The sequence below is a fragment of the Hymenobacter volaticus genome (assembly GCF_022921055.1).
Lineage (GTDB): Bacteria > Bacteroidota > Bacteroidia > Cytophagales > Hymenobacteraceae > Hymenobacter > Hymenobacter volaticus.
Window position 1 is genome coordinate 100,899 of record NZ_CP095067.1, and the last position, 14,623, is coordinate 115,521.

General features: G+C 55.2%; 16 protein-coding genes. 4 read left to right on the plus strand and 12 right to left on the minus strand.

Going from position 1 to position 14,623, the window contains the following annotated elements; genetic code table 11:
- Positions 1–127: 127 nt before the first annotated feature.
- The 8 genes from MUN86_RS29340 to MUN86_RS29375 form a co-directional block, all read right to left on the minus strand.
- Positions 128–568, minus strand: a complete 441-nt coding sequence (locus MUN86_RS29340) for a hypothetical protein (RefSeq protein WP_245127451.1) — start codon at positions 566–568, stop codon at positions 128–130.
- Positions 569–815: 247 nt separating this feature from the next.
- Complete coding sequence (locus MUN86_RS29345; RefSeq protein ID WP_245127546.1) at positions 816–1,019, minus strand: hypothetical protein; 204 nt, start codon at positions 1,017–1,019, stop codon at positions 816–818.
- Positions 956–3,145, minus strand: coding sequence for a malectin domain-containing carbohydrate-binding protein (locus MUN86_RS29350; protein WP_311182649.1), 2,190 nt, complete (start codon positions 3,143–3,145; stop codon positions 956–958). Before MUN86_RS29350 ends, MUN86_RS29345 begins: the two co-directional genes overlap by 64 nt.
- A complete protein-coding gene (locus MUN86_RS29355; protein WP_245127452.1) occupies positions 3,061–4,140 on the minus strand; it encodes a PQQ-dependent sugar dehydrogenase in 1,080 nt (359 codons plus the stop codon). The genes MUN86_RS29350 and MUN86_RS29355 overlap by 85 nt, the downstream gene beginning before the upstream one ends.
- 372 nt (positions 4,141–4,512) lie before the next feature.
- Positions 4,513–4,872, minus strand: coding sequence for a hypothetical protein (locus tag MUN86_RS29360; protein ID WP_245127453.1), 360 nt, complete (start codon positions 4,870–4,872; stop codon positions 4,513–4,515).
- Between the two features lie 511 nt (positions 4,873–5,383).
- Positions 5,384–6,172: an MBL fold metallo-hydrolase gene (locus MUN86_RS29365; protein WP_245127454.1), complete on the minus strand. Its 789-nt coding sequence runs from the start codon at positions 6,170–6,172 to the stop codon at positions 5,384–5,386.
- Positions 6,173–6,582: 410 nt separating this feature from the next.
- The gene (locus tag MUN86_RS29370; protein ID WP_245127455.1) at positions 6,583–6,747 is read right to left on the minus strand and encodes an ATP-binding protein; all 165 of its coding nucleotides are present in this window, start codon (positions 6,745–6,747) and stop codon (positions 6,583–6,585) included.
- 48 nt (positions 6,748–6,795) lie between these two features.
- Entirely contained in the window at positions 6,796–7,092 is a 297-nt protein-coding gene (locus tag MUN86_RS29375) for a hypothetical protein (protein ID WP_245127456.1), read from the minus strand.
- Between the two features lie 39 nt (positions 7,093–7,131).
- On the opposite strand from MUN86_RS29375, the gene MUN86_RS29380 reads away from it, so the two are divergent.
- Positions 7,132–7,395 (plus strand): PAS domain S-box protein, encoded by a 264-nt coding sequence (locus MUN86_RS29380; RefSeq protein ID WP_245127457.1) that lies wholly within the window; start codon positions 7,132–7,134, stop codon positions 7,393–7,395.
- Positions 7,396–8,027: 632 nt separating this feature from the next.
- Positions 8,028–9,143: a PAS domain-containing sensor histidine kinase gene (locus tag MUN86_RS29385; RefSeq protein WP_245127458.1), complete on the plus strand. Its 1,116-nt coding sequence runs from the start codon at positions 8,028–8,030 to the stop codon at positions 9,141–9,143.
- A 15-nt stretch (positions 9,144–9,158) separates the two neighbouring features.
- On the opposite strand, the gene MUN86_RS29390 is transcribed toward MUN86_RS29385, so the two are convergent.
- Both MUN86_RS29390 and nagA read right to left on the minus strand, forming a co-directional pair.
- Complete coding sequence (locus MUN86_RS29390; protein WP_245127459.1) at positions 9,159–9,581, minus strand: response regulator; 423 nt, start codon at positions 9,579–9,581, stop codon at positions 9,159–9,161.
- Between the two features lie 193 nt (positions 9,582–9,774).
- Complete coding sequence (gene nagA, locus MUN86_RS29395) at positions 9,775–10,926, minus strand: N-acetylglucosamine-6-phosphate deacetylase (RefSeq protein WP_245127460.1); 1,152 nt, start codon at positions 10,924–10,926, stop codon at positions 9,775–9,777.
- Positions 10,927–11,644: 718 nt separating this feature from the next.
- Here nagA and MUN86_RS29400 point away from each other — a divergent pair.
- A complete protein-coding gene (locus MUN86_RS29400; protein WP_245127461.1) occupies positions 11,645–12,061 on the plus strand; it encodes a BLUF domain-containing protein in 417 nt (138 codons plus the stop codon).
- A gap of 366 nt (positions 12,062–12,427) precedes the next feature.
- The gene (locus MUN86_RS29405) at positions 12,428–12,919 is read left to right on the plus strand and encodes a putative immunity protein (protein ID WP_245127462.1); all 492 of its coding nucleotides are present in this window, start codon (positions 12,428–12,430) and stop codon (positions 12,917–12,919) included.
- Positions 12,920–13,138: 219 nt separating this feature from the next.
- Here the strand turns inward: MUN86_RS29405 and MUN86_RS29410 are convergent, their stop codons facing one another.
- Both MUN86_RS29410 and MUN86_RS29415 read right to left on the minus strand, forming a co-directional pair.
- Positions 13,139–13,690 carry a GrpB family protein gene (locus MUN86_RS29410; RefSeq protein ID WP_245127463.1) on the minus strand — a complete coding sequence of 184 codons (552 nt, stop codon included), beginning with the start codon at positions 13,688–13,690 and terminating at the stop codon, positions 13,139–13,141.
- 239 nt (positions 13,691–13,929) lie between these two features.
- Complete coding sequence (locus MUN86_RS29415; RefSeq protein ID WP_245127464.1) at positions 13,930–14,373, minus strand: hypothetical protein; 444 nt, start codon at positions 14,371–14,373, stop codon at positions 13,930–13,932.
- Positions 14,374–14,623 lie beyond the last annotated feature (250 nt).

A 14,623-nucleotide genomic window follows, 5' to 3' on the forward strand; every position in this document is an offset into this window, starting at 1 on the left:
TGTAGACACTATCATGGAAAAGTGGTAGGCTAGGTTGAAGGTATAGTGCTGCGTTCGGCAACTGCACCAATTTTTATGTTTAGCAAACCTCCTAAGCTGACTTGCATAGGTCAGTTACTCTGGCGGCCTAGTGTCGTTGGGCTTCTTGCTGCTGTCGGCGTTGTGCTGCTTCTAAGTCTAGATATTGCTCTTTCTCCCGCTGGGCGTTGATGAACGCGGGCTCTTGGTAAAAACTGTTGCTTTGCCGCAACGAGTAGCGGTGATATCGGACGGAGTCTTCTAATAACGCTTCTAGGTGCTGTAAGTCCAGCTCAATTCGTTCGGCTTGGCCATCGTAGGCGAGCAGCACCAAGGTGCTATTTTCTACCTGCATATCAGTTAAATAGGGGCCGCCGTAGGCTTCAAACACGGTCTTCTCGCGTGTGCCGAAGAGGCCTTGGTAGCGAGCCGTCACTTTCCAGTTGAAATTAGTAGTTGCTCCCCCATCGGAGACGGCTAGGTGGAAAGTATAGTTTTGCCAGCGAACTTGTTTTACCTGTTTTGTGGTCCAACAAGAGCAGGTTAACAAGGGAAGTAGTAAGATTCCTAATCGGACACCAAGATTCATATTGATGGTCTAATAAGTCGTTTTTACGTTTGTCAGATTCTGGATAGCAGGCTAAGGCAGAGAAAGGGTCTGCCGCCCAAGGCAGCAGACCCTTTTTGCTTTCTAGGAAGAGTGCTATGCTAAGCACGGCAACTAGTTTCTAACTGATGTTCCCCAACGACGGCTATTCCGAAATGAGGACCTTTGGAACGCGTTAGTACGTCGCAAGTTATTGGCGCAGCAACTTGACGTGGGCCCGAGCTTTGGCCCCGCTTAGATGCAGATAGTAGAGTCCTTGGGTTGGCAGTTGCTGCGAGAAGTCGAAAGTCAAGGGCTGCCCGGTTGCCGAAACCGTGCGCTGGCCGCGGCTTAGAGTCGTGCCCAGTGAAGAGACCAAGGTGTAGGTGATTTCACCCTGAAAAGAAGCGGGCAGCTCGACGGTGACGCGGCCATCGGCAGATGGGTTGGGAAAGAGTTTGACTTGGTCGCTGTAGACCGGCGGTTTGGCCAAAGAAACGGTTGCCAGGGGCTCGCACTAGAGCGGGCAGCAACTGCTGGCAGGGCTTGATCTGCGCTCAGCACTTCGATGGCTGACACTTTGGGCTGATCTACGCCTGCTGCCCCAGGAGCGAAGGCCAACGAGAGCACGCCGTCATTGACAGTGACGGGGAAAGTTTCGGTGGTAGCTGTCAGCGGCCCTACCTTTTTTACAATGTCGTAGGCGCGGAGCACCGAGGCACCTTCCGCCGCGACGTCGAACAGGCGCTGGCCCGGGGCACTCCAGTACAGCTCAGCAAAGTGCAGCTTAACCGTGTACGGGCCATTGGGTACGGGCAGGCTGTAGACGAAATTGCCGTAACGCTCGGTCTGGTACAAGGCATCATCCTCAGTACCAGCAATAGGCTGGTCGGTGGCGAAGTCGGAGCCGCCGGCAAAGAACTGGTCGGCAGCAAAGCGGCCGAACGAGGTATTCAGCGCGTCCCCGCCGGCCTTAAGGCGCAACACCGTCGTCGGCGCCACTTCCAGCACCTCAATGGCCGACACCTTGGGCTGGTCCACGCCGCCGGTGCCGGGAGTAAAGGCTAAGGTGAGCTGGCCGTCATTGACGGTGACGGGGAAGGTTTCGATGGTGGCCGTCAGCGGCCCTACTTTCTTGACGATGTCATAGGTATTAAGCACCGTCCTGCCTTCGGCCGCCACATCAAACACGCGCTGGCCGGTGCTGTTCCAGTAGAGTTCAGCGAAGTGCAGCTTGACGGTGTACTGGCCGTTGGGCACAGGCAGATTGTAGGTGAAGCGCCCGTAACGTTCCGTTTGGTACAAGGCATCATCTTCAGTACCAGCAATGGCTTGGTCGGTCGAGAAGACCGAGCCGCCCGCTGCGTACTGATCGGCGGCGAAAGTGCCCACGCTCGTGGTGAGTTGGCCGCTGCCAGCGTTGAGGCGCAGCACGGCCGTCGGGGTAGTGGTGCCTAAAGCATAGATCTCAATGGCCGAGACCTTGGCGTTGTCGACTCCGCCTTCGCTGGCTAACGAGCTAAAATCAAGATTGAGTTCGTCATCGGCTACGGTTACCGTGAAGCGCTCAGTGGTGGCGGTGTAGGCGCCTACTTTGCTATAGATGTCGTAATTGTCGAGCACCTTATTGCCTTCCGCGGCTACATCAAAGACGCGCTGGCCGGCCTGGGTGGCGTAGACCTCAGCAAAGTGGAGCACGACCTGGTACTGCTGGCCGCGGCTGACGGGGAAGGCATAGGAGAAGGCATTGCCGTAACGCTCGGTCTGATAGAGGGCGTCATCTTGCGTGCCGGCAATAGGCTGGTCAGTGGTGAAGGTAGTCCCGCCCGAGGCGTACCGATCGGCGGCGAAGGGACCCAGGGAGGTGGTGACTTGGTCACCGCCAGCATGGATGCGGTAGAGGGCCGTACCACTGGTGGGGGTAGCGGGGTTAACGATGAGCGTGGTCTGGCTGGCGGGGCTACGCAAGCCACCGTTATCAGTCACCACCAAGCTGAATACGTACGTGCCGGCTACTAGTCCGCTGACAGTGGGCGCGGGCTCGGTGGGGCTGGAAAAGCTAGCCGAATTGGGTCCACTGACTTGCGTCCAACTGTAGCCAACAATCGAGCCGTCGGCATCGGTGCCTGAGCCACTCAGGCGGGTGCTGCTCGTGGGCAGGGTAATCGTTTGGGTGGGGCCCGCGGTGGCTACCGGGGCCTGGTTGGGAGGATTATTTTGCGCATAGGTGTAGACAATGATCTTGTCCTTGTCCGTTCCACCAAAGTTGTTGTTGATCAAGTAGATCTTTTGCCCATCCGGGGAAACGGCAATGTCGCGGAGCCGACCATTGAGGGCTTGGTCGCCGCTGAAAAACGTTCTGGGATTCGGTTGGTCCAGCGTGGAAGGCGCCAAGGTGATGCCATCCGTATTTAGCTTGAACTGGTAGAGTTGCGGTTGCGTATTCGTTCCCGCTTTCAGGGTAACCACCAACAGGCTGTTGGTCCAGGCTGCAATGGCGCTATTGCCATAGTAGAGGCCGTCGGAGGGGCTACCGAGCACCAATCCGCCGAGTTGGGATTGGTGGGTTGCGGCACGGCGCACCACGCGTAAAAAGCCGGTTTAAGCTGATCATTAGCAATCAAGGGGTGGGGCACGTACGCCTGAATGTAGGCCGCCTCGCCCGGGTAGTTGTTGTCCCCGTGGTAGCCCCGTACATTTTTCCAGCCGTAGTTCATGCCTTTGACGAGCACGTTGATTTCGTCGTCGGTCCGGTCGCCATGTTCGATGTCGTAGACCACGTTCTGGACGGGATTGTACATCAACCCTTGCGGGTTACGATGCCCGCGGGTGAAAAAGGAGTTGCCGGGAATGGGGTTGTCACTCGGTACGGTGCCATCGATGTTGAAGCGATGCACTTTCCCGTTTTTGGCGGCCGGATCCTGGGCCAGATTATTCGGATTGCTGGTCTGCGGCACATAGCAATCCGGGCTGTTGGCATCGGAAATGCCGTTGTCGCCGGTGGTAAAGTACAGGAACGGAATCCCATTCTGCTTGATAGCTAAAAGCCGGCCACCTAAATGGTCGTAGCCCGTGGGCAGGTTTAGCACTAAATCCCGGTTGGCCACCACGCGTTGGCTGGTAGCATCCCAGGTTAAGCGCACGATTTTAAATTGCGTCTTCGGCGCCTGCGTCGTGCCACTGTTGTAGGAGTACACGTAGTAGACATAGGCGGTCGTGCTGGCAGAAAAATCGGGATGCAGGGCCAAGCCTAGGGTGCCGGTGCCAACGTTGGGCTGGAAGCAATAAGGGGACTGCTCGAGCGGTGAACCGCTAAAGTAATCAGGTGCGGTATAGACGACGACTTTCTCTCCGGTTGTCGGATTAACTCGCGAAACGCGGCCCCCAGCTTCGGTCAACCACAGAAAGTTGTCGGGACCGTAGGTCATTTCCCAGGGCGTGGATAAGCCCGTGGGTAGCTCGGTGCGCATGAAGGTCTGCGCGGTACTCTGGAAAGTGATGAACAAGCATCCCAGGAGTGTAAGAATTGCTTTCATAGGCAATAAATGGTGAGAAATAGAGGCAGACGAGCGGGGATATGTAGCAGGTTATTACCCGAGCCTAGGAAGTAGGCTAATGAAAACAGCTAAATGTATAAGGAATAAATCATATTGCTGACCTGCCGACTGTTTCGCTTGGCTGGTCCTGTAGCTTGTAGCAGCAAGCAAAAGGAGGCCACCAATTATCTACGGCTCAGAGCGCGGCGTTATGCCGCGCGTACTTGGTCGAGCACAAAGCTCGCACCCGTTAACCCTGCGCCGTTCTATCCCGTGCTGCCCATAAGCTGCGCGCTACGCGTGCTTGGTAACTGCTTGTTTGCCAACCATGCTTTAGTACCCTTCGTTAGCACGTCCCTGCCGCAGCACCTCTTAGACGAGCGAAGAACTGGTGCCCCGCATCCGGGCACGAATAAGTTGATAACCAAGCACGGCCCCAACCACCAATCCTACTCCCACGAGAAACTTTCCGCTTCTACTTTCTTTAACCTTACCAGTGGGTTGCAAGGCGTCAGCAATATGCCTCGCGATTTTCTGAGCATCCAAGCCGATTTCTCGCATCACGCCGGTCAGGCCAATCCAGAACCCACAAAAGTACAATCCGTCCTGACCGAAATATTTCTGCTTGTTTACTCGGACTGTTAAATCAGTGATTCGGCTTTGCTCCACCACCAAGATGTTGGCATAGATCCGGTCATACCCAATGGCCGCCACGATAGCGTCAAACGCCATCGTTGAAATGAATCGTGCGGCCCATCGGTGGCCGCATAGCACTAAGCCGCTGGAACAGGAGTTCAGTAAAGGCCTAGGTGTGCAAGGCGTTGCCCACGTAAAGCACAACTGGGAGCAGGTCATGGGCGTGAACCGCGCACGGCGGGGTTATCGAGAAAGATATTGAAGAGAAACGGCCCCACCACCTACGAGCGGGTGGTGAGGAGCGGCTAGATATTGCACGATTAACCCGCAACCAATTGCGCCGCGCCTTGTAACCTGGTCCCGCGTAGGCGAGTTGGTACCGACTCAGGCCACTGGCAGGCTCCTAGTTCCCTAAACTGCTCGATAGCGGCTAGTAGCATAGGCATTCGCTTGGTATGCTACGGCCACTAGCTAGCAATTGCTCCCACTCCAAGCCAATAGTCTCAGATTCGGCTCCAACAAACAGGTTTGTGGGGTGGGCTCCAAAACACAAGAACGTCCTGCCGAGACAGAGGCGCGGCAGGACGTTCTTAGTTGTTGATTCACCTTACTTGGCCACCGGGTACCAGTTGCGCAGCCGAACGTCAATTTTCTTGTTGGCCGTGTTCACGGTTTTCTTGAAGCTGTCCACGTCGCTCAGACCGTTTTGGCCCCGGTAGTGGTAGGGGTACACGATGCCCGGTTTGAAGGCCAGTACACCCTGCGCAGCTTGATTCACGTCCATGGTGTACGGCAGGTTCATGCACACGAACGCCACGTCGATGCCCTGTAAGGCGCGCATTTCGGCAATGTCTTCGGTATCGCCAGACAGGTAGACGTTTTTGCCACCCAGGTTCAGCACGTAGCCATTACCTCGACCTTTGGGGTGCATCGCATCGGCCGCTTCGGGCAGGTTGTACATAGGAATAGCCGAAATAGTCATCCCGAGTGTGTCGAGCCGCTGGCCGTTGCTCAGGATGCGTACTTGCGATTTGTAGGTGGTTGGCAGCTGATCGGCCACTGCTTTAGGCACCACTAGTATGGCCTTACCAACTGAGAGGCCGGCCAGTGTCTTCGGGTCTAGATGGTCGCCGTGGATGTCGGTGATTAGGATGACACCGGGTGCGGCCAGCCCGGTATAGGCCGCTGCCCCGCCGTAAGGGTCCACATAAATGGTTTTCCCGTTCCACGTGAATACTACGCTGCCGTGCGTGATAGGCTGTACCGTGAGGGGACCTTTTTTGGTTGCAATCTGGTCGGCAGCCACGCGCGGCGCGGCCGTAGTGGTAGCGGTTTGCGCAGATGCCTGAACTGCAAAAGCCGCCAGCGCGGCCGTAAGGAGGAAAGTGAATTTCATCTGTTTTCTGCCTATTAAGTGAAGGTTTTTACTGGTAGCGCGACCCGTAGGAGCAGTAGCCACTATAAACCGTGGCAATAACCTTGTCGTACCGCACAAGTTCAGACTTCTGCCAAGCAACTATGCTCAGCAACCTAACTGACCATACATTTCAACCCTTCTACCCTCATGGTACTCAGTAGTTGAAATAAACTAGATGTCTTGCAATCGCATATGCTTTTGATGTCATGTAGGGGTTTGCTTAACATCACCGCCAGCTTCATTGGCTTTTCTAATCTTGCGTAGAGCAGCTTCTTGCTTGTTTCTGCGCCCGATGCGCACTTTTACGGGGTAAGCAGAAAGGTTCGGCAACCGCTACGTTCCTTCTTGGAATGAAATAAGAAGGCGGGAGGGTCGCGGTTAAAAAGTTGTCAGGCGGTCGGGTTGGGGTCCCGCGGCAGGTAGACGGAAAACGTCGATCCAACCCCCAATTGACTTTGTACCTCCATATTCCCGCCTGCGTTGTGAACCATGTGCTGGATCATGTACAGGCCGATGCCCGCGCCCTCGACATGGTCGTGGAAGCGCTGGAACATGGTAAAGAGCTTGGGTAAGTACCCTGCGTCAAGTCCTAAGCCGTTGTCCTACACTTCCAGCACCGTGTAGCCCGGGCAGGAGTAGGTCCGTACGGCAACCTGGGCAGGGCGGTCGAAGGAGCGATACTGTAGCGCGTTGCGGAGCAGATGCTCCACGATCGTGCGCAGCTGCAGCGGGGCAAAGCAAATCGTAGGACAAGTCGTTAGCTCGACCGTCAGGTCAGCCTCGGAGGTTGTCAGTAGGGGGCCCAGCTCGTAGCGAACATCGTCGAGAAGGGTCATTACATCCACGGCTTCCGCGGGCTGCACGCGGGCCCGTTGCGATTTAGATAGGTCAAAAACCACGCGCTACGAGAAAAAAACGAGGATCTCTGCGCAGAGCAGGTGGCCTCAATAGTGCACGAGGGAGAACAGGCGCGCTTTCGCACGGTCTTCGAAAACTCCCCTTTAAGCCAAAAAATCATCACCCCCGACCTGACCATCCGGCAAGCCAATCAGGTGGTGGTTGAGATGTTGGGTTGTACTAGAGTGGAAGGCGTAGTGGGCCATAAAATCTTGGAGTTTGCCCATCCCGATCACCGCGCCGACTGGCAGCAACTACAAGAGCGCCTATGGGAGCATAAAATGCGGTTCGGCTGCGTTCCATAGTGTGAATGTAAACCAACGACACAACAAATAATTTATGCACGCGCACAAACGCTGCCGCGGGTAGCTTGCTGTCAAGCTGCTTAGCGTTTGTGTTAGGCCAGATTATAATCCTATGCCAGCAACACTCGCTCTATTGAACAAGTAGGGCTCAACATCCAATCAACGAAGAGAGCTATTTTGCCACTCAAAGAGCGTTGTTAGCCGTTAAGCATTGCTCCGAATTCAGAATCAGGCCCGTGGCCGTACAGGATTAAGCGGGTACACTCTGAAAGAAATTTCTTTCGGATCGATGCTTTAAAGCAGAATAAGGTAGACCTTGGCGGTGAAACTTAACCGCCGCTATTAAGCACTGTAACCGGAGCGGGTGCTGGCAAGCAGGCTTGCCACTAAGGCAAAGCTGGCAGATATTAAGTGTAGCCACTTAAAGGTCAAAACGGTAACATTCCCTCATGTTGCCTACGTAGTGGACATTCAAGAAAATGGAGTACCCAGACCGAGGTTTTGCCTATATAGTTGCTGTCTGACGGCTATTGCGATACCGGTCAGCAGTATTGCACCCTGTCCGAAAGGGTTGGCAGTAGTCCGGTTTTTCACCGTATTTGTATCTTTTCCGCTCCTCGTTAATCCTGCTCATGGCCTCCTTTCCCTCCGCCTTCTTTGAGAGCTTTTTGCAGCATGCTCACCAGGTCTTTTTTGTTTATGATACCGTTGCTGAACGTGTGTCCTACGTGAACCCCGCCTACGAACAGGTCTTGCACGGGCAGTGCACCCAAGTGAATGAAGAGCTATCGGGCTTGCTGGCACGCGTGCACCTCGACGACCGCGACCATGCTGCCGACTGCTGGCGGCGCTGGCAAGTCGGCCGGCTACTGGAGCCTTTCGAACTGCGCTTGAGCGGGGGCGAGGGCGAAGACCAGCACTTCTCTATCACCCCGCACCAACTGGTCGGGCCCGAGGGTCAGACGCAAGTGGGCGGCATGGTGGAAGACATCACGGCCACCAAGCGCATGCTCTGGCACGCCGACAAGTACAACTCAAAAAAGAACACTACGCTCGAAATTCTCTCCCACGATCTGGCCGGTCCCTTTGCTATGTTGCAGCAAATGAGCGACTACTTTCACGAAGCCATGGCCCCGCTGCAGAATCCTGAGTTGCTACGCATGGTCGAGCACATGCGGGTGCTGTGCGGCGACAGCGTCAACCTGATCCGCGACTTCGTGGACCACGAGTTTCTGGACTCGGTCAACGTGGAGCTCAAGCGCGAGCGGGTGGATCTGGTGGAAAAGTTGCGCTTGGTACTCGACCAATACCAGCAGGGCGAACCTTACGTGGGCAAGTCGTTTGTGTTTGAGGTCGCGCAGGAGCCGCTTTACGTGGAGTTGGACCAGAACAAATTTATGCAGGTGGTCAACAACCTGCTCAGCAATGCGCTCAAATTCACCCCTGATGGCGGCACCATCACCGTTAGTGTAGTAAACCAAGCCGGTCAGGCCCTGGTAACTGTGGCCGATACGGGTATCGGTATTCCTGAGGCCCTACAACCGACCTTGTTCGAGAAGTTCACCAAGGCGCGCCGGCCGGGCTTGCGCGGGGAGCGCAGCACAGGTTTGGGCATGTCGATTATCAAGACCATTGTAGAATTGCATGAAGGCACCATCAGTTTCGAAAGCGCCGAAGGTGAGGGTACCACCTTTAGAATCGCGCTGCCTTTGCCGGATGCGGCCGTTGCCTCATCCGTGCCCGCATAATCCATCCCGGAAGAGCTACGCCGCTGGCTCCGACGGAAAGTGCGTGTGCAGTAGCTCTTGAACTTTATCCGAGGTCAGGGGCTTGCTGATGAAACCCGCTACTAGGTTAAGCTGCTCGACGCGCTGCACGTCGCGCGGGTGCAGCGAAGTAGTAAGCATCACGATGACGATGGCCTGTTGCTCGACGAGCGGCAACTGCTGGTATTCTGTCAGGAACTCGATGCCGTTCATGCCGGGCATGTTTACGTCGAGCAGGATGAGTACCGGACAATTGGGCGTGGGCGGCAAGCAGTACTGGTTTAAGTTGCGTAGGGCCTGTTCGCCATCTTCCGCAACGAGGATGCGTTCGGCCACGCCTAAGCGGGTAAGCAGCGTGCGGTTAAGAAAATTAGTGGTTGTATCGTCGTCGATCAGTAGCACGCACGGCAAGGGCGTCATCAGCAAAAGCGCGGGAAGAAGGTGAATACCCGGTGAAGCCACTTACGGCCCTTAGCACGGAAAGTAGACACGTAGTGCGAAGCCACACCAGAAAGCCCCCTGCTTGCGACCAACCACCAGCAATTTTTACGCGGCCAATTCGCGCTTAATGCTGCCGAACTTATTGCACGGCAGCAAATACAAGTAAAGAATTTCAAGTTGCAGGCTTGGTTGGTTCGAGAGCTTCCCGGTGCCACTGTAGCTGACCAGCTAAGATGGTGGCTTGCGCGGTGAAAGTGGCATCAAATACACATAAATCGGCTCGGTAGCCCGGCGCCACCCGGCCTAGCTCGTGCGCTAACCCCAGGACCCGGGCCGGGTAGAGCGAGGCCATGCGCAAGCTCTCGGCCAACGAGAGCCCCACATGTTGCACACAATTGCGTACGGCACGTAGCAATGTCAACCCCGAGCCAGCCAGTGTGCCGCTGGCATCCACAAAATGGTCGGCTTGGCGGTAAAACGCGTAGGCGCCCTCCCCGCCCACATCGGTGGCATCACTGATAAGAAAGAGCCGCTCGCCCAGCAGCCGTTTGCTAATGCGCACGCTGGCATAGGCGCAGTGGCGTCCATCAACGACGATGCTAGCGGGCACGGTTGGGTGGTCGTATATGGCACCCACTAAACCGGGTTCACGGCTAGTGAATGCCGACATGCCATTGAAAAGGTGAGTGGCCACTGAAAACCCGTGAGCGAAAGCGTCCATGCCCTGCTCGTACGTGGCGTTGGAATGTCCGGCCGATAGCACTACTCCGCTTGTGCGCAGCAGAGCCTGTTCGGCGGACCCTAGCACTTCGGGCGCCACGGTGAGTAGACGCACAGCCCCTTGGGTTTGGTGCAGAAAGGCGCGCAGGCTAACTAGTGTGGGCTCAACCAAGTACGCGACCGGATGCACGCCTCGTTTAGCAGCACTCAAAAACGGGCCTTCCAGGTGCAGCCCCAACAAACCAGGCATCGTGGGCAGGGCCTGCCGAACGGCGGCGACGGCTTGCGCTAGGACAGCAGGCGTAGTGGTGGGCACGGTAGGCAAAAAACTGGTCGTACCGTGGTGCAACGTATGCTGACGCAGATGCGCTAAGGCAGATGACGACGGGGTTAGGCCAAAGGCGCTACCGCCACCGCCATAGACTTGTAGATCAACGAAACCGGGACAGACGAACTGTCCACGAGCATCAACTTGCGGCACGCCTGCCGGTAGCTGCGAAGGGGGAAGCACGGCGCCAATGGTTTGCCCCTCGATGAGCACGGCATGCCCGGGTAAGTAGTCGTCTCCCGTATAGAGTTGGCAGTTCGTAAGTAGATAGGTCATCGTCGTGGAGAGAGAACCACTAGCCCGTCCTTTGGTTGGGCAGGGGCCACACAGAAAGCGGTAAATGCATTGCCAGGTGCAGCAACTGTACACGTCTAGAAAAGCACCGGCTAAATTATCCCTTAGTACTGGAAACGGCAGCTTCCATGTAAAATGTGAGGTATAGATAACCATACTACAAAGGAACCTGGCCTGAGCTGCAGGTAGGAGTAGGGCAGAGCCTCACACCCACGTCTATCTGCTTCCTAGTTTGCCGCAGCGGCTGAAAATCCTCCTGGTGCACATTCTATGTGGCTTAGGGTAAATTCAGAAGAGGTATGTTAGTTATGATAGACTTTTTAGAGTAAGCTTATAAGGGCACCACCACTGATTTGCCTACTGTGCCTGGTTACGGAGCCTGCTCACGTATTTTTCTCAAGACTAAGTAGTTATATTCGAAAATATAGGTATCTTCTCTTATCTGTTCAGGGGTTGAACAATAGGACCAATCTTGCTGCAACGCTGCAATTTTCGCGGCTTTTGCGATGAAGGCGTAGCCTGCTTCTCGTGCTGTTGAGGTCCGCGACTGAGTCACCCCCGCCCCCGGCTTAGAACAGTTGTTCGCTCCCGGGCCGGAAGGGCGCGAGTAGTCCTTTGCGTAGTACTCTCTTGTTGGGTAAGCCAGTGTTCTTGCTTGTAGTAGGACGGCTTTTCTCTTGGTTGTTCACTCTGCCTTGCGATGCTCTATCAGTTGATCTATACCAGCCGCGCGTGTGTCCTTTTCGATGCTGAGGCCCTTACCCAGTTGCTAACCAAAGCCCGCACCTTCTACGCGTCGCAGCACGTGACGGGCTTGTTGCTGTACAGTGAGGGGCACTTTTTGCAGATACTTGAAGGCACCCGCCCAGAAGTCGAAACCGTCTATGCGCTCATCCGGCAAGACCCTCGCCACGAGCAGTTACAACTGCTCGGACAGGGCCCGGTGCCCCGGCGCGCGTTTCCCTATTGGGGTATGGGCTTCTGTGAACTAGCATATCCGGTCTGGGCCCAATTGCGCGACACGCTTCCGCTCCCGGGCCAGGTGGCCGCCCCTTACAGCTTATCCCTGCGCGACTTGTTGGAGCCTTTCGTGCTACATCCTATTACCCGGGAGTAGTGGGTGCGTGATCGAGCACCAGATGGATCCGTGGGGCATGGACTCGACCAGTTTATGATGCTAGGTACTTCTCACGACAAGTTTTTCGTTTCCTCATCAGTTGACGAAGCTTCTAGCGCGTTGCTCGCTCTCCTGATGATGACGCGCTGTAGGTTTTGCTCCCAACCACCGCTTTGCTAGCGTTGCGTACGCCCTCCCTAGCCGCAGAATTTAAAACCGCATCTAGGTAGTGCCGAACACGCATTCTCAAGACCTTAAACTGTACGTTGGCTTAGTGAACTTGAACGGCCGTCAAGATAAATAGGTAGGGGAGGTAGTTGGGACTTTTCACGTTGTACCTGTGTCGGTATCACTCGGAAGAAGCCTATGAAAAAGTATTCGAAAGATGATCAAGTAGCGCTGGCCGCGTGGTCACTCGACTGTGCTGAACGCGTGTTGCCGCTGTTTCAACGCGTCTCACCCACTGATGAGCGGCCGCTACGGGCCCTTGATGTGGGCCGCGCGTGGGTACAAACCGGTTTGTTTGAGATGGCTGTTATCCGCAGCGCTTCCCTTGGGGCGCATGCGGCGGCCAAGTCTGTGTTAGCGACCCCAGCAGCCTGCTGTGCGGCACACGCGGCTGGACAGGCAGTAGCCACAGCGCACGTGACGCAGCATGCTTACGGGGGAGCATATTACGCGTTGAAAGCGCTAGTAGCTGTCGATCCTGCTTCGGCCTCCCACCGAGTGGCGCAGGAGTGGGGCTGGCAAGCGCAGCAACTTCCCGTTCACCTGCGCGAATCCATTATGAGCCGCCTGCAAGTAGAGCAGCGCCGTAGCGGGCTGTGGATCAGCATCCAGAAAGGGCCGGGTTTTTAAGCTTACGTATTGCACACTAAATGTTTTGCGTTGAGCTGCTCTAGTTGACTTGGTGATACTGCGCTTTTCTAGCACACTAATCCTTGGCTCGTCATCCTATTACTTTCGGGAAAGGTAGAAACTAGTGCCACTGGGTCTTGATGAGCGCAGAATCGCACCAAAACAATGGCTGCCCTATCCTCTGCGCAAATCTACACATGAGTAGTAAGCGCAGCCGGTTTAGTAACCATCCCCTCGGCGATACCAAGCAACAGCCTCCGCTTGAAGCGCAGTAATAAAGGGTCCTTTAGCATCTTGGTAGGCTTGCCTGGTAAGCGGCTGGTTGGCCAGCGCCAGCACCTTCACCTGCGAGTACCGAGCAGCAGCGGCGGGATGGGCCCGTAGGTAATCCCGAAACGCGAGGTGGTGTTCAATTGGGTCGGCTCCTACCGCAAAGAGGTGGACATGATGACTGTGCGCCCCCGTAACATCCTTCTTTTGGAAATAACGGCGTCTTGGAATGCCGTTTTCGCCCTTAGCTATGTAACCAAGCACCTCCAAACGGGGAGTGGCCTCGTCCACAGCTGCCAAGTCGCTGACTACGCCCAGGATGTCGACAACAGGTTTGGCCAGTATGGCCGGGATGGCGGTACTGCCTATATGGTGAATTGCTACCAGGTTGTCGCCTAACACCTGGCGCCACACCGTGGCCTCGTGGGTGAAGGCCAGGCCCCAGTTAGCATTATAAGGAACTAGTTCAATGGCTATTGTGCATGAGAGAAAACGTGCCAAGAAGAAAAACGGCTCGGCGGTAGAAGCAAACAAATAGCTGCTATATGCACACACTCGTTTCCTTATGTATGACTGAGCAATGAAGGAATTTACTTCGAGTAGATGGTACCTTACTGGCTTTGTTGTAGAATTCGAGCCAAGCCACGTTGCTGGAATCCGTAAGAACCCGTCTTATTTTCGAGCATGCTCGTTGTGTAGCTACTAGCCCTGGTGTCGTACCAAACTTGGCTTACTTCAGCTTAATTCTGTGCCCTGCTATTTGGCTTCGTTGATGGGGTAGCTGGGCGGACGGCGTGGGCAAGGGCGAATTCAATTGCTTGAAGCAAAGCTTGCTGCGCGGAGTGCCAGTTGGCAGGGAAAGTGAGAAAAAAGGCATCCTTTGCCTGAGATTCTTGGATAAGATCCAGCACGGCTAGTTGCTGCAACAAAGCATACTGCTTGGTTTCGGGTATGTGGGCGGGATACAAACTGTGTAAATCCTCTATTGTAGCAGCCAGAATCTCAAGCAATTCTAGTTCGCTGAATTCTGTTGCTGGAAGAAAGTGCAGTTGTTGTAAACGCTCCAGGTTTCGCCGCAAGCGGGCGGAAGACAACAAAGCCATGACAAAACAAGATAAATAGCGGTAGAGAGGATAAGCAGAAGAGCAGGCTGCTTTCGCGCCGCCATCGAAGTAGAAACCCAAGTCCGAGCAGTACCAAGCCTGGGACACGGAGTAGAAGATAACAGAGAGAAGAACTAGAGACGGGAAGTAGATATAAAGCGTACCCGTCTCTGCACCTAAACTAACTAACTATAACGGGGCATTCCGCACCAACCAGCGGCAGGCGCGGTAAAAGAAAGGCGTATGTTAAAGTAGCGAAAAAGCTTGACTTCACACGTAGCTTTTCTTGGTCTGCTGCGCGGTCCTGGTCTTTCTCAAGCCACAAGCTTAC